Below are 24,417 nucleotides of genomic sequence, written 5' to 3'. Positions count from 1 at the left end.
GCCTATTTCGCCAGATGCGGCGCGGGCTGTGCCTTCTGGCACGCCAGCACCGCGTCGATGGTCTTGCTGGTGCCGGTCAGATCCAGGCGGATGCGATGACCGCCCTCGCCGGAAACTGTCACCTCCTGCCGCTTGGCGAATTCGGTCAGGAAGGCGGGATTGTCGAAGAAGGCATAGCCGCCGGGGGTGCCGTCATGGATCTGGCCAACAACCTCCCCGGCAAATCGCGCATCCCCGAAGTCGAAGGTCAGCGTGCCCTCGTCGCCTGCCTTGATATCGGTCCAGGCCGGGTTGTAGGCGGCGAAAAACCCGCCCTCCTGCACCGGCACGGCACCAAGCTGCACCAGCGTGCCATCATCGAAGGTCTTTTGCGCCAGACAGGCCGGTCCCCTCGCCGGATCGACAAGGATCTGCCACGCGCCGTTGTCGGACCAATGCTCGTATGGTTGGGCCGCTGCGAGCGTGCTGCAGGCGGCTAGGCCAAGGGCGATGGGAATGCGGAACATCGGGCCTCCGGGGCAGGGGGAGTTTCCGCCCAGTCTAGGCGCTTTGGCGCAACCTGTCTTGGGGCCGTTTGATCCCTTGGGCCATGTTCACGGGTGGTGGCTCCTTCCCGCCGGTCCCTGTATAGCTGTGCTGCTGACCCGCGGTGCGCCGGGGTCGCGTGGGCGTTTCATGGCGGGCAAGGGGCATAGGACGTGACAGGGGCAACGCCGGATTTCCGGCAGTACATCGGCGGAGACTGGAGCGTACCGGAAGGCATGCCTGCCATCGCCCAATGCGATCCGGCAACCGGGCAGGCGCGGGCGCCGATGCCGGTGTCCACCCGCGACGACGTGGCCCGTGCCGTGGCCGCCGCCGCCGCCAGTGGCTGGGAAGGGTCGCCCAAGCCCGCCCGGCTGGACCTGATGCGCCGCCTGCTGGAGGCCGTGGCCCGGCGCGAGGGGGATTTCACCGCCCTGATTTCGGACGAGATCGGCGCGCCGGTAGACTTCGCCCGAAAGCAGCAGGTCGGCGCGGCACTGGGACATCTGCAGGCCACCCTGGCCGCCGCAGACGCCGCAAGCGACGACCAGGCCGTTGCCCCCGACAGCCCCGAACATCGGGTGCGCTATGAGGCCCTGGGTCCGGCCGCACTGATCACGCCGTGGAACTGGCCATTGAACCAGGTGGTGCTGAAAGTGGGGGCTGCCCTTCTGGCCGGATGTCCGATGGTGCTGAAACCTTCGGAACTGTCGTCGCGCACGGGGGTTCTGTTTGCCGAATGCATGGCCGAGGCGGGCACACCGCCGGGGGTGTTCAACCTTGTTCTGGGCGGGGCCGAATCCGGCGCCGCGCTGGTGGGCGCGCACGCCATTCGCGTGGTGTCCTTCACCGGGTCCACGGGTGCCGGGCAGGCCATTGCCGCCGCCGCCGCGCCGGGGTTCAAGCGCACGATCCTGGAACTGGGGGGGAAATCGCCCAACCTGCTGTTTGCCGATTGCGATCTGCCGGTGGCGATCCAGCAGGGGATGGCCCATTGCATGCGCAACGCCGGGCAATCCTGCAACGCGGCCTCGCGGATGCTGGTGGAACGGTCGGTCTACGACCAGGCGGTCGCTCTGGCCGCCGAGGCCGCTCGTGACACCGATGTTGGCCGCCCCGATGCCAACGGCGCCCATATCGGCCCGCTGGTCAGCGCGGCCCAGTGGCAGCGGGTGCAATCCTACATCGCGCTTGGCCGGTCCGAAGGTGCACGGTGCATTGCCGGGGGCGAAGGATTGCCCGCCGGTCTGGACGGGGGGTTTTATGCCCGTCCCACGGTGTTTGCCGATGTGACGCCGCAAATGCGCATCTTTCAGGAAGAGATCTTCGGCCCGGTGCTGACGATGACGCCTTTTGACGACGAGGCCGAGGCGATTGCACTGGCCAACAATTCGGACTTCGGACTGGCGGGCTATCTTCAGACCGGCAGCCCCGAACGGGCCGATCGCGTGGCGCGGGCGCTTCAGGTCGGGATGGTCCAGGTCAACGGCCAGTCGCGGGCCGCGGGCGCGCCCTTCGGGGGGCGGAAATCCTCGGGCGTTGGCCGCGAGGCCGGCTTGTGGGGCATTCGCGGGTATCAGGCAGTGAAGTCGATCTCGGGCGCGGCCTTCCACGACGACTAGAGGCCACTGTGCGTCGGTGAACAGCGGCGGTGGAGTCTTCGCTCTACCCTGCGCAGATCCTGCCGCTATCTTTGTCCCATCATCAAAGGAGCCCCGGCATGCAGATCGACCCCAAGGACATCCATGTTCACGAGACCGACAGCAAGGGCCGCTACAGCTATCGCAGCGGTCCCGATCAGCCCGAGGCCGAACTGACCTGGTCCAAGCTGGGTGCGCATCAGATCATCCTCGACCACACCGAGGTGCCCGATGCCTATCGCGGGCAGGGGGTCGGGGTGGCGCTGGTGGCCCATGCGGTGGCCGAGGCGCGGGCGGCGGGACTGAAGATCACCCCGCTGTGCCCCTTCGCCGCCGCGCAATTCCGCAAGCATTCCGACTGGGCCGATGTGCTGGCCTGAGCAAGGAGAACGACCATGAGCTGGAACCCCGCCATCGAGCCGCAATGCCCCGAAGCCGGCCGAGAAGATTCGATCGAGACCCTGATCATCCCGCGTGCCCGCGACATCGGCGATTTCGAGGTGCGCCGCGCCTTGCCCGCGCCCCGGCGGCAGATGGTCGGCCCGTTCATCTTCTTCGACCAGATGGGACCGGTAGAATTCCTGTCGGGTCAGGGCATCGACGTGCGACCGCATCCGCATATCGGGTTGGCCACGGTGACCTATCTTCTGAAGGGCGAATTCCAGCACCGTGATTCGCTGGGCACCAACCAGATGATCTATCCCGGCGAGGTGAACTGGATGGTGGCGGGCAACGGCGTGACCCATTCGGAACGCACCAGCGCCCAGACCCGCGCGCAGCCGTCCAGCCTGTCGGGCATCCAGACCTGGGTGGCCCTGCCCGAAGAGGCCGAGGACAGCGACGCGAAATTCGAACACCAGAAGCAGGAAGCGCTGCCGCTGCTGGACGGCGAAGGCAAGCAGGTGCGCCTGATTCTTGGCAACGCCTGGGGGGAACGGGCTCCGGTGACGACCTTTTCCGAGATGTTCTACGCCGATGCGGTGCTGCAGCCCGGTTCAGCCCTGCCGCTGCCCGACAACCATGAAGATCGCGGCCTTTACGTGCTGGAAGGCAGCGTCCAGATCGCCGGTCAGACCCATGACGCGGGCCGGATGATGGTGTTTCGCCCCGGCGATGCCATCACGATCCGGGCGGGTGCACAGGGGGCACGCCTGATGCTGCTGGGCGGCGAGACCCTGAACGGCCCGCGCTACATCTGGTGGAACTTCGTGGCCTCTTCGCGCGAGAAGATCGAGGCTGCGAAAGCCGCGTGGAAAGAGGGCGACTGGGCCCATGGCCGATTCCAACTGCCGCCCGGCGACGACGCCGAGTTCATCCCCGCCCCCTGATGCGACAGGATACCCTTGCCAGCGGCGTAAGGATAATTTGCCTGCCCACTTTGAGCCGTGCGAAGGTGCTGTTATAGCTAAATCATTCCGCCGCGTCATTCCGGGTTTCGGGCGCGCGGCGGGGGACCTTCGTTGCGCAGGGGGCTGACGGCGAAGGGGGTCAGGTCGGTGCGGTTCCTTTCAGGGCCGTGCGGGCAGGCGGGCAGCGTTCCCGTCCGTCCGGGTTTGACCGGTTTGTAGTGTTCCAGCCCCCGATCTGCCGGAACATCTGCGGGTGGCCGCCAGAGGTGGGGTGAAAGCATGAGATCAACTCCCAAACGTATTCTCGTCACGGGAGGCGCGGGTTTTCTGGGCTCGCATCTTTGCGAAAAGCTATTGAAGCAGGGGCACGAGGTGCTCTGCGTCGACAATTATTTTACCGGCCGTCGGGCCAATGTGGCGCATCTTCTGTCCGAACCGGGATTCGAACTGATGCGCCATGACGTGACCTTCCCGCTGTTTGTCGAGGTGGACGAGATCTATAACCTCGCCTGTCCGGCCTCGCCGGTGCACTACCAGCACGATCCGGTGCAGACGACCAAGACATCGGTGCATGGGGCGATCAATATGCTGGGGCTGGCCAAGCGGGTCGGGGCGAAGATCCTTCAGGCCTCGACCTCCGAGGTGTACGGCGATCCGACCATCCACCCGCAGACCGAGGATTACTGGGGCAACGTGAACCCCATCGGCTTCCGCTCGTGCTATGACGAGGGTAAGCGCTGTGCCGAGACGCTGTTCTTCGACTACAAACGCCAGCACAACCTGCGTATCAAGGTGGCCCGCATCTTCAACACCTACGGGCCGCGGATGCATCCGCAGGATGGCCGCGTGGTGTCGAACTTCATCATGCAGGCCCTGGAAGGGCGCAACATCACGATCTACGGCGAGGGTGATCAGACGCGATCCTTCTGCTTCGTGTCCGACCTGATCGACGGTCTGATGGCGCTGATGGCCTCGCCCGATGAGTTCACCGGACCAGTGAACCTGGGCAATCCCAGCGAAATGACGATTCGCGAACTGGCCGAGAAAGTGGTGGCGATGACCGGCACCGGCTCGAAGATCGTGTTCGAGCCTTTGCCCAGCGATGACCCGATGCAGCGCCAGCCCGATATCACGCTGGCCAAGACCAAGCTGGGCTGGGCACCGAAAGTCAAGCTGGACGACGGGCTGGCCGCCACCGTGGCCTATTTCCGGGACAACTGGGCGCGGCTGGAGGCCCAGCCCGGTCTGAAAACCGCCAAGCAGAACTGATCCGCCAATGACCAGCCGTGACCTGCATAGCACCGCACATTCCGGCGAAGGGCTGCTGTCCTACCTCTGGTACGCGGTCGCCCTGATCTGCTGCCTGTATGTGGCGGTGCTGAACACGCTGCCGTTGTTCTACTTCGACTCCGTTGGCTATTATCTGAAGGGCACCAACGTGCTGAAGATGCTGGGGGTTCTGGACCCGGCAGCATCGGGGGCCGGCGGGGCCGGCGGCGGTCTGGGCGGGGCCGGCGGCACCGAGAAGGCCGGCATCGATGGGTCACATTCGGTCTGGTACTCGCTGGTGCTGGCCATCTTCGCGGGCTTTGCATCGCTGAAACTGGTGCCGCTGGTCAACGCGTTTCTGGTGCTGCTGACGTCCACTCTGGTGGTGCGGGTGGTGTCGCGTGTCCATGGGTATGGTCTGAACCTGCCGTTCGCGGCGTCTTTCCCGATCATCGTGGCGGCGGTTTCGTCGCTGCCGTTCTACGTCGCTTTCCTGATGCCCGATATCCTGACGCCGCTGTTGCTGCTGGTTGTGGCACTGTTGACCGGCTATGCCCGACAGATGCGCTGGGGCGAGATCCTTCTGGCGCTGGCCATCGGCACGATGGCGGGCGTGTTTCATATTTCGCACCTGCCGATTCTTGCGCTGCTGCTGCCACTGTCGGCCCTGGGCGCGCTGGTGGTGGACCTGCGCCGCTGGTGGCTGGCTCCGCTGCTGGTGGGGATCATGCTGGTGCTGGGCGTTGCCGAGAAAAGCGCCTTCACCATCGGGGTTCAGGAAGTCACCAACGAAAAGGTCGTCTACAAGCCCTTCATCACCGTGCGCCTGATCGAGGACGGCCCGGCCTACCGCTTCATGGAACGCACCTGCCCGGACGAGAGCATCCCGACCTGCGCGCTGTACGAGGCGCTGCAATGGTCCGATGACCCGTACCGGCTGACCGCCTCGCACATCCTGCTGGAAGAATCACCGCGGCTGGGGTCGTTCCTGCTGATGACGCCGGAAGATCAGCGGGCGGTGGCCGAGGATCAGATCCCCTTCTTCTTCCGGGTGCTGCTGAACGATCCGCTGGGCACAAGCTATGCCTTCCTGCAGAACACATGGTTGCAAGCAATGGGGTTCAGCGTGTGGATGACCCTGCCGCATGACGACATCATCACCCGCGCCCATGGCTATGGCGGGGATATCGTGACCCTCTTCGTGCACGGCACCCTCTCGGCCGACAAGAGCTGGCTGCCCGCGGTCGAACGGGTGCACGAGGTCGTCTATGCCCTGTCTTTGCTGGTGATCGTCTATCACCTGCTGCGCCCGGCGCCCTTCACGGCCCCGATCCTTGTGCTGGTGGTGATGGTGTTCCTGGGTATCCTGGTCAATGCTTTCGTCTGTGGCGGGGTTTCGCAACCGGCGGCACGCTATGGGGCGCGGGTGATCTGGCTGCTGCCCTATCTGGCGGCGCTGCTGTCGCTGGTTCGGTTTGCATGGCTGGATCGGGCGCGGTTCAAAGAGTGATAATATGAAGCAACCCCATTTCCTCGCTTTTTCTTTACCTTGGGTCGATAATTGGTGCTCATACGGAAATTCCGGAATCCCTGTTGATGGCTGAACCGCGTGTGTTGAAGATTTGTGTTGTGATGCCGGCCTACAAGGCCGAACACCTGCTGCCCAAGGTGCTGACGCCGCTGTTGCAGATGCAGGCGGCCGGTGAGGTGGACGAGGTCCTGGTCGTGGACGATCAAAGCCCCGATGGCACCCGGGCTCTGGCCGAAAAAATGGGCGCGCGGGTTCTGGTCACCCCGGTGAACGGCGGGCCGGGGGCGGCGCGCAACCTGGCGGCGCAAAACACCGATGCCGATATCCTGTGGTTCGTGGACAGCGACGTGATCGCCTGGCCCGGCGGCGCGGCCCTGCTGCAAGAGGCATTTGCCGACCCTACGGTGCATGCGGTGTTCGGTTCCTATGACACCACGCCCGAGGGCAAGCCGTGGTATTCGCGCTACAAGAACCTGATGCATCGCTACTATCACCAGCACACCGGGCAAGAGGTCACGACCTGGTGGGCCGGTTGCGGCGCCATCCGGGCGGATGTGTTTCGCGATGTGGGCGGCTTCGACGTGACGACCTACAAGGTGCCCTCGATCGAGGATATCGAACTGGGCGACCGGATCGCGCGGGCCGGGGGCAGGATCCTGGTTCTGCCGCGCCTGCAAGGCAAGCATCTGAAGGTTTGGACCCTGCGCAATGGCATCTTTACCGATATCTTCCGCCGCGCCCTGCCGTGGTCGCGCCTGATGATCAATCGCGGCGGGCTGGTGAACGAGTTGAACGTCAGCCTGTCGGAGCGGTTCAAGGCCGTGGTTGCCGGCCTGCTGCTGCTGTCATTGCTGGCCCTGCCGTTCGACGGCGACATGTTGTGGCTGACGCTGCTCTTGCTGGGGCTGGCCGCCTGGTTGAACCGCGACCTGATCGCCTTCATGAAGGCCAACGGCGGGCCGGTCTTCGCGGTGAAGGCCTTTCTGTATCACCAGCTCTACTACGTCTATTCCAGCGCCGCCTACGCGTGGTGCCTGTTCGAATATCACGTGTTGGGCCGCAAGGGACGACTGCATGTGCCGTGATCCCTCGAGTCAATGGGACCATGGATGAAATGTCATGACGAGTAAGCCCAGAACGGGCACGACGGGAACCGGGAACATGGACGGAATGGACAAGGCGATGGCGCCGGAGACAGGCCTGGACGGGATGGCGTTGAGCGTCGTGATCCCGGCCTTCAATGAAGAAAATGCCGTCCGTGCGACGGTCGAGGATGTGCGCTCGGCGCTGGATCCCACAGGCATCGACTATGAGATCATCGTCGTCGACGACGGCTCGGAAGATCGCACCCGGGAAGAGGCTGTTGCCTCGGGCGCGACGGTGACGTGGAACGATGCCAATTCCGGCTATGGCGCCACGCTGAAGCGTGGCGTGAAGATGGCGCAGTTCGAATACATCGCCATCATGGATGCCGATGGCACCTATCCGGCACGCTACCTGCCCGCGATGCTTGAAATGTGCCGCCAGCAGGACATGGTGGTCGGTGATCGCGGCGCGGCGATGAAGAACGTGCCGATGGTGCGACGCCCGGCGAAGAAATTCCTCAACTGGCTGGCGTCCTTCATGGCGCAGCGCAAGCTCAACGACATCAACTCGGGCCTGCGGGTGTTCCGCACCAAAGAGTTGATCCCCTTCCTGCCGCTGCTGCCGCAGAATTTCTCGTTCACCACGACGATCACTTTGTGCATGGCCTGCAACGGCAAGCGGATGATCTACACGCCCATCGAATACGGAAAACGGGTGGGCAAATCAAAGATCAAACCCATCGATTTCCTGAACTTCATCATTCTGATCCTGCGGATGATCACGCTGTTCAATCCGCTGCGGGTGTTCCTGCCGGTAGGGCTGGTGCTGTTCTTGCTGGGGTTCTTCAAGTCGCTCTACGATCTGACCCAATGGAACCTGAGTGAAACGGCGGTCTTTGCCTTTCTGGCGGCGATCATGGTCTGGTCGCTGGGTCTGATCGCCGACATGATCTCGCGTCTGCATCTTCGACCCTGATGGGTTCAGTCATGGGATGCGCCCCGCAGGGGGCTGCGTCCGCGCATAGGTTCGGCGCATTGCGCCAAAGGCTCGGAGGCCGACGAAATGGCTGAGAACAGGATCAAGGTGCTGGGGGGCGGCCCGGCGGGGATTGCGGCGGCCTTTGCATTGAACCGCAACGGCCCGCATCCGGCGGGGGTCGAGGTTCTGGATGCCGCCCCGCGACTGGGCGGCAACTCGGCGTCCTTTCAGATCGAGGACATCTGGTGCGACCACGGCTCGCACCGGTTTCACCCGGTGGCCGATCCGCATGTTTTGGCGGATGTGAAGGCGCTGTTGGGCGAGGATCTGCTGTTGCAGCCCCGGCACGGGCGCATCCGGCTGGGCGGGCGCTGGATCCATTTCCCGCTCAAGCTGGCCGACGCGCTAATGCGCCTGCCCAAACCCTTCGCGGCCTCGCTGGTGCGCGACATGGTGCTGGGCAAGTTCCGCAAGCCGCGTGAAGGCGACGCGACGTTTTCCAGTGTGCTTTACGACGGGCTGGGCCCGACGATTTCCGAGAATTTCTACTTTCCCTACGTGAAGAAACTGTGGGGGCTGGACCCGGACGAACTGGCCGTGACCCTGGCCGAACGGCGGGTGTCGGGCAGTTCTGTTGGCAAGATCCTGGGCAAGATGATGCGGATGCTTCCGGGTCTGCGCAGTCCGACCACCGGGCGCTTCTACTATCCGAAGAAGGGTTTCGGGCAGATCTCGGAAACCATGGCCCAGGCGGCGGCGGACAAGGGCGCGACCTTCACCCTGAACACGCCGATTTCCGGGATCGTGCGGGAGGGCGACAAGGTCGTCGCCATCACCACGGGGCAGGGCGATGACGCGGTGCGGCATGACGCCGACCTGGTGATGTCCACCATTCCGATCACCGCGCTGGTGCGGGCCATCACCCCGGCAGCACCGGACGAGGTTCTGAAAGCCGCCGATGCGATCCGCTATCGCGGCATGATCCTGATCTACCTGGTGCTGGAAACCGACCAGTTCACCGAATACGACGCCCATTACTTCCCCGAGCTTTCGACCCCGATCAGCCGGATGTCCGAGCCCAAGAACTACAACTCGGCCAGCACCCCGCGCGGTACCACGCTGCTGTGCGCTGAATTGCCCTGCGATCCTGGCGAGAAATGGTGGGACATGACCGATGCGGAACTGGGCGAGGCCTTCTGCGGCTGGCTCGGCGACCTCGGTCTGCCGGTGACCATGCCGGTCAAATCCTGCGAAACCCGCCGCCTGCGCCATGCCTATCCGGTCTACGATCTGGACTATCAGGCCAATTTCGACGTGATGGATCGCTGGGTTTCCGGGCTGGACGGCGTGCTGAATTTCGGGCGGCAGGGACTGTTTGCCCATGACAACACGCATCATGCCTATGCAATGGCTTATGGTGCGGTAGAGTGCGTTAACGAAGATTTGTCGATTGATCGCAAACTCTGGTCGGAACGCCGGGCCGAGTTTGCCAAACACGTTGTGGAGGATTGAGGATGTCCAGTACCCCGATCGTTGATATTCTGATGTACCACTCGATCTCGCAGGGCAGTGGGCCGACGACCATTCCGCCGGACGTATTCGCCGAACAGATGGATGCGATTGCCGAAGCCGGTCTGCCGGTGATCACCCTGGACGATCTGGTCGAAGCGCGGAACATGGGCAAGCCCCTGCCAGAGCGGTCGATCATCATCACCTTCGACGACGCATTTCTTGATTTTGCCGAAGCGGCCTATCCGGTGCTGCAAGGGCACGGGTTTCCCGCCATCGTCTATCTGCCCTCGGACTACGTGGGACGGGAAGAATTGTGGATCGGCTCGGGCGCCACACCGCGCAAGCTGATGGACTGGCCCAAGATCAAGGAGTTGGCGGCGGAAGGCATCCAGTTCGGCAGCCATGCCGTCACCCATTCCGACCTGACGATGGTCACCGATGACACGCTGGCGATCGAGTTGAATGTTTCGAAGGCCGAGATCGAGGATGAACTGGGCCGTCCGGTCGACCATTTCGCGCCGCCCTACGGCCTGTTGAATACCCATGTCATCAATCTGGCCTCCAGCATCTACAAGACCTGTGTTGGCACGCGGTTGGCGCAGGCCGGACCGGTGGACAACCTGCACGAACTTCCGCGCATCGAGATGCACTATTTCCGGGACATTACACGCTGGAAGGCGCATCTGGCCGGGCGCGGCGGGGCCTATCTTGCGCGCCGCAAGGCGCTGCGCTGGGTGCGCGAACGCCTGCCGTGGATGTAACCTCGACGTCCTAGTCGATCGGGCGCCCGATAAACCAGACCAGCGGGGCCTGCGGGCGATCCGGCAGGATCACGGACACCCGGTTGCGGCCTTCGGTGGCCGTCACCGTCGCCAGAAGCTGCGCCCCCTTGTCGTTGGGGCGGAGCGTGCCCTCGACCGGATTGCCGTCAAACAGCACCTGCGCGTCCGTCGCGGTCTTACCATTCAGCCGCAGCTTCAGGGACAGGGGTTCGCCGGCCTGCGGCGAACCCGAGATCCGTAGTTCGCCGTCAGATTTCGGCACGCGGGAGTAGATGCGTGTCCACTCCGGGGCGAAAACATCGGTGAACCGATAGGTGTAGAGCCCGCCCGCGCCGATCAATCCCGCAAGGATCAGCCATTTCAGCGGCCGCATCCCGCGCCAGGCACGCCGCAGGGCCGGGCCTTTCGGGGTTTCCTGTGGCCGCGGTGCAACCCGCGCGGCGAATACCAGAACACCCGACAGGGCCAGCGCGCTGCTGGCCAGCCCGAACACCAGCCACATGGGCCGGGAAATGCCCTCGGCCCAGGTGCCATAGTGCAGCGACTGCAGGATCCGGGCCAGCTTGCGCCCCGGCACGGCCTCGTCGGCGGGATAGGCGCCCAGCACCTGCAAGTTGGCGGGATCAACGAAAACCAGCGCCGTGCCACCTTCCAGCGTCGCGTGATGGGTCACCCCTTCGATTTCGAACCGCTGTTTCCTGGTGCCGGGCAGGCGCAGGCGTGTGACCTCCATCCCGCCGACGGCATCGCCGGCCAGTGTCGCCACCTGGTCCAGCATCGCACCGTCCAGTCCCGGCGGCAGCACGGTCTCGCGTTCCAGGGTCGGGATAGGCTTCAGGGGGGCCGGGCGAATGCCGAAATGCCCCAGCAGGAAGTACGAGGCCGAGACCGTGGCCACGATCAGGAACGGCGCCGTCCACAAGGCGATCAGCCGATGCACGCCGCCCCACCATCCACGCGATCCGACCGCGCCCGCCGGTGCCCGGAAAAAGCCTTTCCAGAAGCGGCGATAGGTGATCAGACCGGTCACCACCATGCCGAACAGGATGAACGAGAACGACAGCACCGCCAGGTCGCCAAGCTTCATCTTCATCAGGAAACTGACGTGGAAGGCATGGAGGAAACTGCGCAGCCCGTTGACCTTCGTGGTGCCGATAACCTCGGCGGTGACCGGGTCGGTCCAGATGTTGATCTGCTGCCCCCAACGGGTCACGGCAAAGGTGGTGTCGGCCAGAAACCCGCCGCCGCGGGGGGTGATGGAATTGATCTGCACATCGGGATAGGCGTCGCGCACCGACGTGAAGATCTGCCCGACACTGGCAGGGGTTTCGAGGGGTGCGGAATCGGTCCGCATCTGCGGCTGCATCACCGCTTCGATCTCGACCCCGTAGAGCAGCAGCGAGCCGGACAACAGGACCAGGAACATCAGGATCGATAGGTTCAGGCCAACCCAGGCGTGAAGTTTGAAAACGGTCGTGCGAAAGGCGCGGGACAACATGAACGATATACTCCTGACGGCGGCATCTGCCTGAGGTCATTCCACAAATTTCTAACTGTCGGCGGCGATCGCCAGATATCTGCCGACGCCAATTGCCCGTCGAACTGGATACAGTATTCGGGGCAGGGCGGGAGAAATAGGGCCAGACGGATCCTGACAGCCGCAGCGTTCCAGTTTATATTCCAAATATACAACGTGAGCGCCAGCGCAACTATTGCCGCAAAGACGCAACGAATCATCCCGTTGATTCTTGGGGCAAATGTTGAAAATCGACTTGCCCAACTGACATGTGAGAGATCGTCCCCGCAACAAGGCCGGGAAATCGCTATTCGTGACACAAAATGGCGCAGCGTCGTTCATCTATTTCCGAAATTGAAGGTATGCTCAGGAACATTATTGTAACGTCGCGGAAAGGAATCGTGGTAGACCGTTGAGGTGGGAAATTTGCGACGTCCGCCCGCGACCTGACGTGGGGCCGCGAGACGGCGTAAATGTGTGTGTGAATGGTGGGAGCGCTTCTGGTATGTGGAGACACACGAGTAAACAGTGGGGGCAGTTGCCATATGGCCGACGGGATGAACGGCCGGCATACCCAGATCCGCAGATGTCCGTGTCCTCAATCCCTGTTGTCGTGACCTGCGGCACGGGGTTATCTGGTGGACCTGCGGACGTTTCACTAGCATGGCAAAGAACAGCGGAATTTCATTAGATATATGTCGAATTTCCTTGGTTGCTTGGGATGGTAATATTGGTGGCTGAACAATGAGTGAGACTGATACCTCAAAAGTCGTGGTTGTCGGGGGTGGTCCAGCAGGGTTGACGGCGGCATATGAACTTCAGAAACTCAGCAATAAGCACACACCGGTTGTGTTTGAAGGCTCTGACCTTGTCGGCGGGATCTCGCGGACCGAGTCGAACAAGGGCTATCGCTTCGATATCGGCGGGCATCGGTTCTTCACGAAGGTGACCGAGGTTGAGGCCATGTGGCACGAGGTGCTGGGCGATGATTTCATCACCCGCCCCCGCCAGAGCCGCATCTATTATCGCGGGCGTTTCTTCGACTACCCGCTGAAGATCTTCAACGCGCTGTCCAATATCGGGCCCTATGAAACGGTCCGGATTCTGGTCAGCTATCTGAAATGGCAGATCCGCCCGTATCGCAAGGAAGAGAGCTTCGAGGAATGGGTGATCAACCGTTTCGGCGGCCGTCTCTACATGCATTTCTTCCGCAGCTACACCGAGAAGGTCTGGGGCATCGATCCCAAGGAAATCCGGGCCGATTGGGCAGCACAGCGGATCAAGAACCTGTCGCTGTTCAAGGCGGTCTGGAACGCGATTTCCGGCGCCAATGACACCGCCTCGCTGATCGAGGAATTCCAGTATCCGCGCCTTGGTCCCGGCATGATGTGGGAACGCTGCGCGGAACTGGTCGAGAAGCAGGGCGGCGAAGTGCACATGCGCTCGGCCGTGGTGAAAGTGCATCGCGATGACATGCGGGTGACCGGTGTCGACGTGAAACGCTGGGCCGAGGATGGAACCGATCTGGGCACCGAACTGGTGGAGGGCGACGAATTCGTCAACACCATGGCGCTGCGCGACCTGATCCTGGCCTTCGATCCGCCGCCACCGCCGCATGTGATCGAAGCGGCCAACAAGCTGCGGTACCGGGATTTCCTGATCGTGACGCTGGTGCTGAACCAGGCCGATCCCTTCCCGGACAACTGGATTTACATCCACAGTCCGCAGGTGAAGGTGGGCCGGATCCAGAACTTCTCGGCCTGGTCGCCGGAAATGGTGCCGGATCCCAACACCGCCTCTATCGGGATGGAGTATTTCTGTCAGGAGGGCGACGGCCTTTGGACCATGTCCGACGAGGAGTTGCGCGCACTGGCATCGAAAGAACTGGACGAACTGGGGCTTGCCTCGGCGGATACGGTGATCGACGCGGCCATCATTCGCCAGCCCAAGGCCTATCCGGTCTATGACGGCGAATATCAGGACGTGCTGAAGGTGCTGAAAGATTGGATCGTCTCGCTGGAAAACTTCCAGACCGTCGGTCGCAACGGCCTGCACCGCTACAACAACCAGGATCACTCGATGCTGTCGGCCATGTATGCCGCGCGCAACATCGTGGGGGCCAATCATGACGTTTGGGAAGTGAACGTCGAACGGTCCTATCACGAAGAGTTCGAGCTGAAGAAGGAAGACGACGCGGACGCACAAAAGAGCGTGGCCGCCGCCTGATTTCATTTCCTTGGTCGTGACAAGGCCGCCCTGTTCAGGGGCGGCCTTTCGCGTTTCAGGTTGTCGCCGGGGCAGCGGGAGGCACCGCGAAAAGACGCCCATCCCGAAAGGCGCGCCCGGTTTGCACCAGCAGCCATGCGATCAGCCCCGCCAGCGCCAGCGTCAGCCCGTTGCCAAGCCAGACAAGCGCCGGAACCTCAAGGCTGCTGCCGATGCGGATACAGGCCGCGGCCAGCGCCGCCCAGGGGAAGGTCAATCCCCAGTGCGGCAGGCCGAAGGGCTGTTTCAGATAGATCGGCATACGCACCGCAACCAGCAATGCAAAGCTCAGCCCCATGCCAAGAAGGATCACCGCCACCGTGTCGACTGTCCCGGTGACTGACATCCACGCAGCCGCCCCGACAGACGGCGGGGCGACCAGAATGGCCAGCGTCGGGCGCAGCGGGGCCGGGGGCGGGCCTAGCGTCAGAAGGCGCAGGAACACCAGCGGCAGAAGCATCAGCCAGAAAGCCAGACCCGCCGCCATGAATACCCACGAGATCATCTCAAATCCCAGTTGTCCGCCGCCGATCGGGGCAACGATATTGCCCACCGCCGGGATGAACCACGCGGGCGACACCTGGGCCAATTGAAACTCGCGCTGGCCGGTCCAGGCCGACAACACGCCAAGGCTCAGCCCCGCTTGCGCCACGGCTCCGAGGATCCAGATCCAGCGGGCCAAACCAGGCAGCAGCGGGACCAGCGCGGTTCCGGCCAGCATCGTGGCGATGGCAATGGCCGGAAAGAACACCAGGTTCAGCGGCGTGTTCCAATCCGCCACAACCGCCGCGCGATGACGCAGGAACTTGCGGCCATAGCCGCCGACGGCCACCATCAGGCCTGCCAGCCCCAGCAGCACAAAGGGCCAGGACAATGCCGGGCTGGCGCCCATGGCAGCTAGGCTGGCCTGCACCGCAAGGCTCAGGCCGAACAGCCCCATAACGGCGGGAAACAGGCCGATGGGCCAGCGGGCCGGACGATCGACAGGCGGGGCAGGGGGTGTGGGCTCGGTCATGGGATACACTGCTTTCCTTGAATATGACCTGCCATAGCAAGGGCGCGCGCCCCTGCGCCAGTGTCCGAATTGCCTCGGGTCAGTCCGAGCCGTCGAACCAGTCGCGCGACAGGTGAAACGCCTTGGCCATCACGGTGGGCAGGTCGTCGGGATCGAAGGCGTCGCCCGAAATGAACTGGCCGCGGGACGCTGTGCTGGTGTCGGGCAGAAGCGCCACCTGAAGCCGCAGGCGCAGGTGGAAATGCGTGAACGTATGGCGCACTTCACCGGTCAGGGGGGTCCAGTGCCCCGATGCCGGCGGCGGCGTGGGGGCGGGATCTTCGGCCCAGTCGCTGCCGGGCCATCCCAGCATCCCGCCCAACAGGCCCGAGGGCGGGCGCCGTTCCAGCAGCCATGCGCCGTCGACACGACGTCCGACAAAGGCGGTGCCCTGCCGGATCGGCTTGGGTGCCTTGCGGGTCTTGCGTGGCAGTTCGGCGGCGATGCCCTGGGCATGGGCGGCGCAGTCTGCACGCCACGGGCAGAGGCTGCAGGCCGGATTGCGCGGCGTGCAGATCGTGGCGCCCAGATCCATGACCGCTTGCGCGTAGTCTCCGCAGCGGTCCGGAGGCGTCAGGGCGGTCGCCCGCGCGGTCAGCTCGGGCTTGGCGGCGGGCAGCGGGGTCGGCACCGCGTGCAGCCGGGCCATCACCCGCTCGACATTGCCATCGACCACGGTCGCGGGCTGGTCGAAGGCAATCGCGGCAATGGCGGCCGAGGTATAGGGGCCGATCCCCGGCAGCGCCTGCAAGCCCTCGCGGGTGTCGGGAAACCTGCCGTCCAGCTCGTAGGCAATCACGCGGGCGCATTTCAGCAGGTTTCGGGCGCGCGCGTAATAGCCCAGCCCGGCCCAGGCGGCCATCACGTCCTCGTCCGCCGCTGCCGCCAGATCCTGCACCCGCGGCCAGCGCTTGGTGAAGACATCGAAATAGGCCTTCACCGCGGCCACGGTGGTCTGCTGCAGCATGACCTCGGACAGCCAGACCCGGTAGGGATCGGCGCGCCGCCCCTGCCGCGACTGTTCCGGCGGCACGCGCCATGGCAGCGTGCGGGCGTGGGTGTCGTACCAGTCCAGCAGACGGTCAGAGAGAGGATGGTCACACAACTGTCAGGCGGCTCCTGCGGTTTGGGTCTGGCCCTCGGGTACAGCTCAGTTAGGATGGCGCGCGAAAGCGGACAGGGCCTGATGTCGAAAAGCGGATACAATGGCAAGCGCAAGACGCGGTGGAGCAAGGGGTTTGCCCAGGCGGGCGGCCTTGTGCAGCCGCAGATCAAGCGCGCCAGCGAAAGCCGCGGCTTCGCGGTCAGCCGCCTTGTGACCCATTGGGCCGAGGTGGTCGGCCCCGACATTGCCCGCCTGTGCCGCCCGGTCAAGGTCGGCTATGCGCGACAGGGCATGGGCGCGACCCTGACCCTGCTGGCGCGCGGCGCCGCCGGTCCGATGCTGCAACCGCAATTGCCCGCGATCCGCGACCGGGTGAATGCCTGCTACGGCTATAACGCCGTGTCCCAGATCCGCATCACCCAAACCGCCGCCACCGGCTTTGGCGAAGGGCAGGCAGGGTTTGACGGCCCGGCCCGGCGCGTCGACGACCGGCCCGTATCTCCGGGCCCCGAGGCGCAGGCGCGCGGCGCGGAAGTGGCGGACGAAATTTCTGATCCCGGTTTGCGCGCGGCGCTGGCCGGTCTTGGCGCGAGTGTTCATGCGCGCCGCAATCCCCAAGGAGACCCTGATGCATCGTCGTGATTTTCTGGCCACCGGCCTCGTTTCCGTGGCCGCCCTGACCGCCGGTCTTGGCCTTGCCGGTCCGGCCTTTGCCGAGATCGCCGAGATCGAAGACATGGTCATGGGCGATCCGGACGCCCCGGTGACCGTGATCGAATACGCGTCCTTCACCTGCCCGCATTGCGCCAACTTCCATGCGACCACCTTCAAGGAGTTGAAGAAGAACTACATCGACACGGGCAAGGTCCGCTTCATCCACCGCGAGGTATTTTTCGACCGCTACGGCCTTTGGGCCGCGATGGTGGCCCGTTGTGGCGGGCAGTTGCGGTACTTCGGGGTGGCCGACCTGATCTATACCGATCAGCAAAGCTGGACCCAGGGAGAGCCGGCCCAGATCGCCGACAACCTGCGCCGCATCGGGCGCACCTCGGGGCTGAGCAACGACCAACTCGACGCCTGCTTGCAGGACGCCGAGAAGGCGCAGGCGCTGGTGGCGTGGAACGATGCCAACACCAAGGCCGACGGCATTTCGGGAACCCCGTCTTTCGTGATCGAGGGCGAGTTGTATTCGAACATGAGCTACGCTGACTTTGCGGCGCTTCTGGACGAAAAGCTGGCCGCGAAGTAACGGGCTGGCCGCGCCGGGCTAGCGGGCCTTGCGCGGCAGCTGATCCAGCGCTTCGGACAGCGCGGTCTCGTCGGTGAAGCTCAGCCGCACCGGCAGGGCCAGGACCTGTCCGCGCATCCGGTCGGGCAGGCGCACCGCATCCTTTTCCGTGGTCACCAATTGCAGGCCCCGCACCTTGGCTTCGGATTCCAGCCGGGTCAGCAGGGCCGGCGATAGGTCCTGATGGTCGGCCAGCGGCACGGTCTGCACCAGATCGGCCCCGAGGCTGCGCAGGGTGCGGAAGAACTTTTCGGGAATGCCGATGCCCGCGAAGGCCAGCACCCGCAGCCCCTGCCATGTCATGCCGGTTTGCAGCGGTGCCAGATGGGCGCGCGCCCGTGGCACCGGGATCTGTGCTGCCCATTGTGTATCGAACGCTGCCTGATCGTCCTCGGCGCCGATGGACAGCAGCAGGTCGGCCCGTGCCAGACCGGTTGCCACCGGTTCGCGCAGGGGGCCAGCCGGAATGGTGCGGCCATTGCCAAAGCCGGCCCGCGCATCGACCACGACAATGGACAGATCCTTGGCCAGTGACGGGTTCTGGAATCCATCGTCCAGAATGATTGCATCCGCACCGCTGGCGACCGCCAGTTGTGCCCCTTCCGCCCGGTCGCGGGCCACGAAGGTCGGCGCGAAGGCGGACAGCAGCAAGGGTTCGTCCCCGACCTGCGTGCTGGTGTGGCGGCGGGCATCCACCTGCAGCGGGCCGGTTTCCGAGCCGCCGTGGCCCCGGCTGACGATGGCCGCCGACAGCCCGCGCGCGCCCAGCCGTTCGACAAGGGCCATGACCGTGGGGGTCTTGCCAGTGCCACCGGCATTCAGGTTGCCGACGCAGATCACCGGGACCGGCAGGCGTAGCGGCGTGCCCTTGCGCAACCGCCGCGCCGTGCCGGCCGCATAAAGCGCGCCAAGCGGGGCCAGCATCCGGGCCTGCCAGCCGGGGCGTTCGGGCGACCCTTGCCAGAACCGCGGCGCCTGCATCAGGGGGTGTCCTCGCCATCCGGGCGGGCGGGCGCGCCGGGCAGATGGTCCAGGATCAGGGCCAGTGCCTTGTCGGTGACATCCGCGCCGCTGGAGCTGATCTCCCAGGCTGCATAGGCCATCGGCGCGCGGTGGTCGGGGCGGATCAGATCGGTGACCGCTTGCGCCAGCTCGCGCGCGTCGGCAACCTGTCGCGCGCCACCGAAGGCCCCCAGCCGCTGATAGATATCGCGGAAGTTGCGCACATGCGGGCCGTGGATGATGGCCGAGCCGAGGGCGGCGGGTTCGAACGGATTGTGGCCGCCGATATCGACCAATGAGCCGCCCACGAAGCTGAGCGGCGCAAGGCGGTACCACAGCCCCATCTCGCCCACCGTGTCGGCCAGCAGGATCTGGGTTTCGGGGGCCGGATCTTCGCCGGTGCTGCGCCGCGTCACACTGAAGCCCGCGGCCCGCACCATGGATTGGATGTCATCGCCGCGCTCGGGGTGGCGGGGCACGAGGATCAGCAGCAGGCGATGGGAGGTGCGGCGGGCTGTGCGATGCGCTTCCAGCACCTGTGTTTCCTCGCCCGGATGGGTCGAGGCCGCGACCCAGATCGGACGGTCGCCGATCAGCTTTTCCAGCCGGGCGCGTTCGGCCTCGTCGCAGGGCGGCGGCGGGGTGCCTTCCTTGAGGGTGCCGGTGACGGCCAGTTTCTCGCGCGGAAGGCCCATGCGCCGCAGGGCGGCGGCGGTGCGGTCGTCCTGCGCCTGCACGGCGGTGAAACAGCGCATCAGGGCGCGCGCAGAACCGGGCATCCAGCGCCAGCGCCGGGCCGAGCGCGCCGACATGCGGGCGTTCAGCAGCAGCAGCGGGATGCCGCGCCTGCTGGTTTCGGTCAGCAGCGCCGGCCAGAATTCGCTTTCTGTCCAGATCGCCAGATCGGGCTGCCAGTGGTCAAGGAAGCGGCGCACAAAGGGGCGCACGTCGATGGGGACGAATTGATGCGTGGTGCGTGGCGGCAGGCGCGCGGCGAGGATATCGGCCGAGGTCACGGTGCCGGTGGTGATCAGGAAACTCACCTCGGGATCGGTTTCTCCGAGCCGCTTGATGACTTCCAGCAGGGACAGGGATTCGCCCACCGAGGCGGCGTGCAGCCAGATCAGCCGACCCTCGGGGCGCGGGACCGACGTGCCGCCCCTGCGTTCCTCGATCCGCGCGGCGGATTCGCGGCCATCGGCCAGACGCCGGGCCAGCAGCCGGTTGCCATAGCCGGTGGCGTGGGAGGAAAAGGCCAGATAGGCGCAAAGGGCAGGCGCGAAGCCCATGGGCGGGCTCAGTCGCCGAGTTCTTCGGTCGAGGACGCCGCGAGTTCTTCGTCCCGCAGGCGATGGATATGGGCGATGAAATATCGGGTATGGGCATTGTCCACGGTGCGCTGCGCCGCCGATTTCCAGGCGTCATAGGCGCTTTGGTAATCCGGGAACATGCCGACGATGTCGATGTTTTCCACGTCCTTGAACTGGGTTTTGGACGGATCGACGAGTTCACCGCCGAAGACGAGATGCAGTCGCTGGGCCATGGCAAAAGCCTTTGTGATTTCGGTTCGGGCGACCATTGTGCATTTGCGGCACAGGGTCAAGAAGTGGGCAGGTCGCAGGGCCGGGACCGGGGGCGCAAACCGGGGCTGGAAACGGTCTGGAAAACGTATGGCCCGCGTATGGCTGGCGACGGGCCACCTCCGGCGGGAGTATTTGTGCCAAGAAGAAATCGGAAGGGATGCGCTCAGCGCAGCTGGTGCATCAGGGCGTCGTGGATGGATGGACCGCCGGCGATCAGGCCCGACGAGACCGGATGTTCGGTGTTGAAGCGCAGCGCGTGGCCGTGGCGGTCGGAGACGCTGGCCCCGGCCTCGGTCGCGATCAGGCTGCCGGCGGCGATGTCCCATTCCCAGGTGTCGCGGAACACCAGCATGGCATCGAAGCGGCCTTCGGCCACCAGGCCGAGGCGGTAGGCCAGCGAGGGACGGTAGTGGCGTTTGATCGGCGGCAGTCCGTTGGGCCAGTATTTCGGTGCGACGCTGAACTTGTTGGCCAGAAGTGTCGCGCCATCCAGCGCGGTGCGCGGGCTGGCGGTCAGCGGCGCACCGTTCAGCCGGGCGCCGCCGCCCAGCGAGGCGGTGAAGGTGAAGCCGCGCTGGGGCATGTGGACCGCGCCGGCGATGACCTGGCCGCGATGGGCCACGGCCAGCGAATGGGCCCAGCTGCCGCTGCCTTCGAGAAAGGACCGGGTGCCGTCGATCGGATCGATGATGAACACCGTGTCGCGGGCAAGGCGGTCGGTGCTGTCGGGAGTTTCCTCGCTGAGCCAGCCATAGTCGGGACGGGCCGCCTGCAAGGTTTCGGCAAGGTAGGTGTTGACCGCGTAGTCGGCCTCGGTCACCGGACCTGCGCCGGGTTTTTCCCAGGTTTTAGGGTTGCGGCGGAAGAATTGCAGGGCGATTTCGCCGGCGTGCTCGGCGGCCCGGCACAGCAGGTCCAGATCCTTCTGTGCGGTCGGGGGCCGCGTGTCAGGCGCCGGCAAGGGTCATGCCCTCCACCAGAAGCGAGGGCACCACGCGGCTGAGGTGCGGACGTGCGTCATTGGCCGGGATCAGGCGGCCCAGCATGTCGCGCAGGTTGCCCGCGATGGTGCATTCGTTGACCGGGTAGGCGGGCACGCCGTTTTCGATCCAGAGGCCCGAGGCACCGCGCGAATAGTCGCCCGTGGTGGGATTGATGGTGGCGCCGATCAGCCCGGTGACCAGCAGCCCGGTGCCCATCCGGGCCATCAGCTCGGCCGGGGTGTGCGGGCCTTGTGTCAGGGCGACATTGGTCACGCTGGGGCTGGGCGGCGACGACGGGCCGCGCGCCGCGCTGGCGGTGCTGGACAGGCCCAGCCGACGCGCCGTGGCCAGGTCCAGTGTCCAGCCCTGCAGCACGCCGTCCTTGACGATGGCGCGCGGGGAGGCGGTCAGCCCCTCGGCATCGAAGGGGCGCGAAGAATGGCCGCGAAGCTTGCGCGGATCCTCGATCAGGTCCAGCCCGGCGGGCAGCACCGGTTGGTCCAGCGCGTCGCGCAGCCAGGATGCGCCGCGGGCGATGGCGGTGCCGTTCACCGCGGCCAGAAGGTGGCCGATCAGCGTGGCCGCGATCCGTTCGTCGAACAGCACCGGGTAGCTGCCGGTTTTCGGCTGCCGCGCCCCGGCGCGGGCGAGCGTGCGTTCGGCGGCGGTGGTGCCGATCTCTTCGGGGCTGAGCAGGTCGGCGGCGAAGACGCGCATGTCGCCGAAATAGTCCCGCTCCATCCCGGTGCCGGTGCCGGTGATGGCGACGCAGGACAGGCCGGTGCCGGTGCGGCTGTAGCCGCCCGAAAACCCGTTGCTGGCGGCAAGATGCACGCGGCGGCGGCTGTAGGTGGCCTGCGCCGAGGACACTTGCGCGATGCCGTCCAGCGCCAGGGCGGCGGCTTCGCAGCGGCAGGCCAGGTCGCGCAGGTGATCGGGGGCGGGTTCCGGCGCCGGATCGGCCAGGTCGAGGCCGGTGGCATCGCGGTCGCGGCACAGCTCCGTCGGATCGGCCAGGCCGATATGGGGATCCTCGGGGGCTTCGCGCGCCATCGCGACGGCGCGTTCGGCCATGGCGGCCAGCGTGTCGGGGGAGGTGTCCGAGGCCGAAACGCAGGCCTGCCGCTGGCCCACCAGCACGCGCAGGCCGATATCTGTGCCCTCGGCGCGTTCGGCCTCTTCCAGCGCGGCGTTGCGCACGCCGATGGACAGCGAGGTGCCGTCCAGCGCCAGTGCATCGGCGGCATCGGCGCCGGCCTTGCGGGCAGCATCGAGCAGGGCTTGGGTCAGGTCGGAAAGGCGGTCCGGGGACATGGGGTTCTTTCGATCGGGCGCAGGGCAGCCGGTGGCGGCCCCGCGCGGGTCAGGTTGCCAGACAGGTAGCGGCTTCGGTCCGGGTTTTCAAACCCGCAGCGCAGCGCCGGTCAGCGGACCCGGTTGCCGTTGATCACCAGCCCGCCGCCGGGTTCGGCGGTGATGGTCGAAGTCAGGCTGTCGTCCGCGCCGGGGGTGGTGAACATGCCCAGCATCAATTGCACGCCCATGGCCTGATCGCTGGCCAGAAGGCCTGCCGCCGACAACTGTTGCAGCAGGGTGACGATGCCGGTGGCCGTGACGTTCAACTGGCCCACCGGCTGGGTCAGGTTGGGGGCGGGGGGATCGCCCATCATGTTGACCGTGAAATCGCCGGTGGCGGCGACTTCGGCCCCCGCGAAGCCGAGCGTCAGGGCGTTGATCCGCAGGCCGGTGGGCAGCAGGTCGGGCAGCGGCATGTCGGGTTGGGCCTGTGCAGACAGGCCCGGCGCGGGCGGCGCCGGGGTCTGGACCGTGTCGCGCACGATCAGGTCGGCTTCGATGTCCAGGTCCAGATCGGCGGGCGTGCGGGGCAGGGCGCGACCGGGATCGAGCATGTTCCACAGGGCATCGTCGAGGCTGAGTTGCGACAGCTTCAGGGCCAGCCGGGCGATCTGCGCCTCGGGGGCGGCGGCCATCGGGATCGTCAGCGCCGCCACCATTTCGGGCAGGGTGACATTGATCGGCGGGACCGGAAACTGGTCCGAGGCAAAGGTGAAGGCCAGCCCTTTCGCGGTGACATCATAGGACGCGCGCGTCGCGTCCACCGCCAGCCGCGCCGCGGTGCTGTCCTGGCGCGAGGTGGTTTCGACCCGGCCGATCTCGGGGCTGGTCTGCAACGAGCGGGTCTCGGCCTGCCCGGCGGTGAAACTGCCGGCCACGGACCACGTGCCGGATCGGGTGCCGGGCTCGAAGCTGGCCGCGCCGTCGAGATCCTGCTGCGCGGTGGCTGAACTGGAGGTGACGCCGGTGGCCGGATCGGTCAGATCCAGCGTCATGGCGGCGCGTCCGGCGGTGAAGCGGGTCGACAGCGGCGCGCCCGCCGCCGGGTCGGTGCCCGCCACGGTGCCCGCAAGCCGGTCCAGCGTGAGGTCGCCCGCGGCTTCCAGCGGGGTGGTATCCTGTACCAGTTCGGTCAGGCGCATCTGGAAGCTGTCCGAAGCAAAGGCATAATCCGGCGCCGCGATGTCGCCGGCCACCGACAGGGTCAGCCCGTCGCCGCCCAGATCGAAGCGGGCCGACAGAGCGTCGGACGGGGAGTCGGTGCCCTGGGTCGCGATGTGCAGTTCCTGCCCCGGTGCGATGACGACTGTGACTGTGCCGTTGCCGCCGTCCTGCAGGGCGATGGTGTCGAGCCGCGCGGTCAACGCGCCGCCCTCGTGCAGGGGTTGGGTCACGGTGACGCCGTCCAGCCGCAGGGTGCGGCCGTCGGGCTGGCTGCGTTCGGCGGTGACGCTGCGGCCTTCGCTGGCGATGCTGTCCTGCCAGCGCTGCCAGAGTGCGTCCGGGGTGATCTCGGCCTGCGCGGAAAGCGCTGTGGAGGCGAGGAACGCGGCAAGGGCAAGGCGCGCGGGGGCGGTGCGAAGTGCGGGCATG

Annotated in this window: 22 protein-coding genes; 12 read left to right on the top strand and 10 right to left on the bottom strand. The window is 65.5% G+C overall.

Features of this window, described 5'->3' with window-relative positions; translation table 11 throughout:
• Positions 1-2: 2 nt before the first annotated feature.
• Positions 3-506, bottom strand: a complete 504-nt coding sequence (locus H8B03_RS00520; protein ID WP_193139198.1) for a hypothetical protein — start codon at positions 504-506, stop codon at positions 3-5.
• A 192-nt stretch (positions 507-698) separates the two neighbouring features.
• Between H8B03_RS00520 and H8B03_RS00515 the strand changes: the two genes are divergently transcribed.
• The 9 genes from H8B03_RS00515 to H8B03_RS00475 all read left to right on the top strand — a co-directional run bounded on the left by H8B03_RS00515 (position 699) and on the right by H8B03_RS00475 (position 10,651).
• Positions 699-2,147, top strand: coding sequence for an aldehyde dehydrogenase family protein (locus tag H8B03_RS00515; protein WP_193139196.1), 1,449 nt, complete (start codon positions 699-701; stop codon positions 2,145-2,147).
• 98 nt (positions 2,148-2,245) lie between these two features.
• Complete coding sequence (locus tag H8B03_RS00510; RefSeq protein WP_193139194.1) at positions 2,246-2,545, top strand: GNAT family N-acetyltransferase; 300 nt, start codon at positions 2,246-2,248, stop codon at positions 2,543-2,545.
• A gap of 15 nt (positions 2,546-2,560) precedes the next feature.
• Entirely contained in the window at positions 2,561-3,493 is a 933-nt protein-coding gene (locus H8B03_RS00505) for a pirin family protein (RefSeq protein WP_193139192.1), read from the top strand.
• Between the two features lie 300 nt (positions 3,494-3,793).
• Positions 3,794-4,783 (top strand): UDP-glucuronic acid decarboxylase family protein, encoded by a 990-nt coding sequence (locus H8B03_RS00500; protein ID WP_193139190.1) that lies wholly within the window; start codon positions 3,794-3,796, stop codon positions 4,781-4,783.
• A gap of 7 nt (positions 4,784-4,790) precedes the next feature.
• A complete protein-coding gene (locus tag H8B03_RS00495; RefSeq protein WP_193139188.1) occupies positions 4,791-6,293 on the top strand; it encodes a hypothetical protein in 1,503 nt (500 codons plus the stop codon).
• 86 nt (positions 6,294-6,379) lie between these two features.
• Positions 6,380-7,399 (top strand): glycosyltransferase family 2 protein, encoded by a 1,020-nt coding sequence (locus tag H8B03_RS00490; RefSeq protein ID WP_193139187.1) that lies wholly within the window; start codon positions 6,380-6,382, stop codon positions 7,397-7,399.
• A 76-nt stretch (positions 7,400-7,475) separates the two neighbouring features.
• Complete coding sequence (locus H8B03_RS00485) at positions 7,476-8,375, top strand: glycosyltransferase family 2 protein (protein ID WP_193139185.1); 900 nt, start codon at positions 7,476-7,478, stop codon at positions 8,373-8,375.
• An 87-nt stretch (positions 8,376-8,462) separates the two neighbouring features.
• Positions 8,463-9,890, top strand: coding sequence for an NAD(P)/FAD-dependent oxidoreductase (locus H8B03_RS00480; RefSeq protein WP_193139183.1), 1,428 nt, complete (start codon positions 8,463-8,465; stop codon positions 9,888-9,890).
• Positions 9,891-9,892: 2 nt separating this feature from the next.
• On the top strand, positions 9,893-10,651 hold the full coding sequence (locus H8B03_RS00475; protein WP_193139181.1) for a polysaccharide deacetylase family protein: 759 nt from the start codon (positions 9,893-9,895) through the stop codon (positions 10,649-10,651).
• Positions 10,652-10,661: 10 nt separating this feature from the next.
• Here the strand turns inward: H8B03_RS00475 and H8B03_RS00470 are convergent, their stop codons facing one another.
• Complete coding sequence (locus H8B03_RS00470; RefSeq protein WP_193139179.1) at positions 10,662-12,170, bottom strand: PepSY domain-containing protein; 1,509 nt, start codon at positions 12,168-12,170, stop codon at positions 10,662-10,664.
• 762 nt (positions 12,171-12,932) lie between these two features.
• Here H8B03_RS00470 and H8B03_RS00465 point away from each other — a divergent pair.
• Positions 12,933-14,414 (top strand): NAD(P)/FAD-dependent oxidoreductase, encoded by a 1,482-nt coding sequence (locus tag H8B03_RS00465; RefSeq protein WP_193139177.1) that lies wholly within the window; start codon positions 12,933-12,935, stop codon positions 14,412-14,414.
• Between the two features lie 55 nt (positions 14,415-14,469).
• Here H8B03_RS00465 and H8B03_RS00460 read toward each other — a convergent pair whose 3' ends face one another.
• Positions 14,470-15,468, bottom strand: a complete 999-nt coding sequence (locus H8B03_RS00460) for an SLAC1 anion channel family protein (RefSeq protein ID WP_193139175.1) — start codon at positions 15,466-15,468, stop codon at positions 14,470-14,472.
• 79 nt (positions 15,469-15,547) lie between these two features.
• Positions 15,548-16,612: an A/G-specific adenine glycosylase gene (mutY, locus tag H8B03_RS00455; protein WP_193139173.1), complete on the bottom strand. Its 1,065-nt coding sequence runs from the start codon at positions 16,610-16,612 to the stop codon at positions 15,548-15,550.
• Between the two features lie 81 nt (positions 16,613-16,693).
• Between mutY and H8B03_RS00450 the strand changes: the two genes are divergently transcribed.
• Together H8B03_RS00450 and H8B03_RS00445 are read left to right on the top strand one after the other, a co-directional pair.
• Entirely contained in the window at positions 16,694-17,254 is a 561-nt protein-coding gene (locus H8B03_RS00450) for a DUF721 domain-containing protein (protein ID WP_193139171.1), read from the top strand.
• Positions 17,241-17,861, top strand: coding sequence for a DsbA family protein (locus tag H8B03_RS00445; protein ID WP_193139159.1), 621 nt, complete (start codon positions 17,241-17,243; stop codon positions 17,859-17,861). Before H8B03_RS00450 ends, H8B03_RS00445 begins: the two co-directional genes overlap by 14 nt.
• An 18-nt stretch (positions 17,862-17,879) precedes the next feature.
• Here H8B03_RS00445 and lpxK read toward each other — a convergent pair whose 3' ends face one another.
• The 6 genes from lpxK to H8B03_RS00415 all read right to left on the bottom strand — a co-directional run bounded on the left by lpxK (position 17,880) and on the right by H8B03_RS00415 (position 24,416).
• On the bottom strand, positions 17,880-18,881 hold the full coding sequence (gene lpxK / locus H8B03_RS00440; RefSeq protein ID WP_193139157.1) for a tetraacyldisaccharide 4'-kinase: 1,002 nt from the start codon (positions 18,879-18,881) through the stop codon (positions 17,880-17,882).
• Entirely contained in the window at positions 18,881-20,191 is a 1,311-nt protein-coding gene (locus H8B03_RS00435; protein ID WP_193139155.1) for a 3-deoxy-D-manno-octulosonic acid transferase, read from the bottom strand. The genes lpxK and H8B03_RS00435 overlap by 1 nt, the downstream gene beginning before the upstream one ends.
• An 8-nt stretch (positions 20,192-20,199) precedes the next feature.
• On the bottom strand, positions 20,200-20,445 hold the full coding sequence (locus tag H8B03_RS00430) for a DUF4170 domain-containing protein (protein ID WP_193139153.1): 246 nt from the start codon (positions 20,443-20,445) through the stop codon (positions 20,200-20,202).
• Positions 20,446-20,648: 203 nt separating this feature from the next.
• Positions 20,649-21,446, bottom strand: a complete 798-nt coding sequence (locus H8B03_RS00425; RefSeq protein ID WP_193139151.1) for a 3'(2'),5'-bisphosphate nucleotidase CysQ — start codon at positions 21,444-21,446, stop codon at positions 20,649-20,651.
• Complete coding sequence (locus H8B03_RS00420) at positions 21,433-22,782, bottom strand: TldD/PmbA family protein (RefSeq protein WP_193139149.1); 1,350 nt, start codon at positions 22,780-22,782, stop codon at positions 21,433-21,435. The genes H8B03_RS00425 and H8B03_RS00420 overlap by 14 nt, the downstream gene beginning before the upstream one ends.
• A 110-nt stretch (positions 22,783-22,892) precedes the next feature.
• Positions 22,893-24,416, bottom strand: a complete 1,524-nt coding sequence (locus H8B03_RS00415) for a hypothetical protein (protein WP_193139147.1) — start codon at positions 24,414-24,416, stop codon at positions 22,893-22,895.
• Position 24,417 lies beyond the last annotated feature (1 nt).

The sequence above is a fragment of the Meridianimarinicoccus sp. MJW13 genome (assembly GCF_014901205.1).
Lineage (GTDB): Bacteria > Pseudomonadota > Alphaproteobacteria > Rhodobacterales > Rhodobacteraceae > Meridianimarinicoccus.
This window is presented reverse-complemented; position numbering and strand designations above follow the sequence as displayed.

Excerpts from the sequence above, each read along its gene's own strand:
- H8B03_RS00520 (WP_193139198.1), bottom strand. The coding sequence starts at position 506 with ATGTTCCGCATTCCCATCGCCCTTGGCCTAGCCGCCTGCAGCACGCTC.
- H8B03_RS00460 (WP_193139175.1), bottom strand. The coding sequence starts at position 15,468 with ATGACCGAGCCCACACCCCCTGCCCCGCCTGTCGATCGTCCGGCCCGC.
- H8B03_RS00465 (WP_193139177.1), top strand. The coding sequence starts at position 12,933 with ATGAGTGAGACTGATACCTCAAAAGTCGTGGTTGTCGGGGGTGGTCCA.
- H8B03_RS00420 (WP_193139149.1), bottom strand. The coding sequence starts at position 22,782 with ATGTCCCCGGACCGCCTTTCCGACCTGACCCAAGCCCTGCTCGATGCT.
- H8B03_RS00470 (WP_193139179.1), bottom strand. The coding sequence starts at position 12,170 with ATGTTGTCCCGCGCCTTTCGCACGACCGTTTTCAAACTTCACGCCTGG.
- H8B03_RS00435 (WP_193139155.1), bottom strand. The coding sequence starts at position 20,191 with ATGGGCTTCGCGCCTGCCCTTTGCGCCTATCTGGCCTTTTCCTCCCAC.
- H8B03_RS00500 (WP_193139190.1), top strand. The coding sequence starts at position 3,794 with ATGAGATCAACTCCCAAACGTATTCTCGTCACGGGAGGCGCGGGTTTT.
- H8B03_RS00475 (WP_193139181.1), top strand. The coding sequence starts at position 9,893 with ATGTCCAGTACCCCGATCGTTGATATTCTGATGTACCACTCGATCTCG.
- H8B03_RS00445 (WP_193139159.1), top strand. The coding sequence starts at position 17,241 with ATGCATCGTCGTGATTTTCTGGCCACCGGCCTCGTTTCCGTGGCCGCC.
- H8B03_RS00505 (WP_193139192.1), top strand. The coding sequence starts at position 2,561 with ATGAGCTGGAACCCCGCCATCGAGCCGCAATGCCCCGAAGCCGGCCGA.
- lpxK (WP_193139157.1), bottom strand. The coding sequence starts at position 18,881 with ATGCAGGCGCCGCGGTTCTGGCAAGGGTCGCCCGAACGCCCCGGCTGG.
- H8B03_RS00415 (WP_193139147.1), bottom strand. The coding sequence starts at position 24,416 with ATGCCCGCACTTCGCACCGCCCCCGCGCGCCTTGCCCTTGCCGCGTTC.
- H8B03_RS00450 (WP_193139171.1), top strand. The coding sequence starts at position 16,694 with ATGTCGAAAAGCGGATACAATGGCAAGCGCAAGACGCGGTGGAGCAAG.
- H8B03_RS00480 (WP_193139183.1), top strand. The coding sequence starts at position 8,463 with ATGGCTGAGAACAGGATCAAGGTGCTGGGGGGCGGCCCGGCGGGGATT.
- H8B03_RS00485 (WP_193139185.1), top strand. The coding sequence starts at position 7,476 with ATGGACGGAATGGACAAGGCGATGGCGCCGGAGACAGGCCTGGACGGG.
- H8B03_RS00430 (WP_193139153.1), bottom strand. The coding sequence starts at position 20,445 with ATGGCCCAGCGACTGCATCTCGTCTTCGGCGGTGAACTCGTCGATCCG.
- H8B03_RS00490 (WP_193139187.1), top strand. The coding sequence starts at position 6,380 with ATGGCTGAACCGCGTGTGTTGAAGATTTGTGTTGTGATGCCGGCCTAC.
- H8B03_RS00495 (WP_193139188.1), top strand. The coding sequence starts at position 4,791 with ATGACCAGCCGTGACCTGCATAGCACCGCACATTCCGGCGAAGGGCTG.
- H8B03_RS00510 (WP_193139194.1), top strand. The coding sequence starts at position 2,246 with ATGCAGATCGACCCCAAGGACATCCATGTTCACGAGACCGACAGCAAG.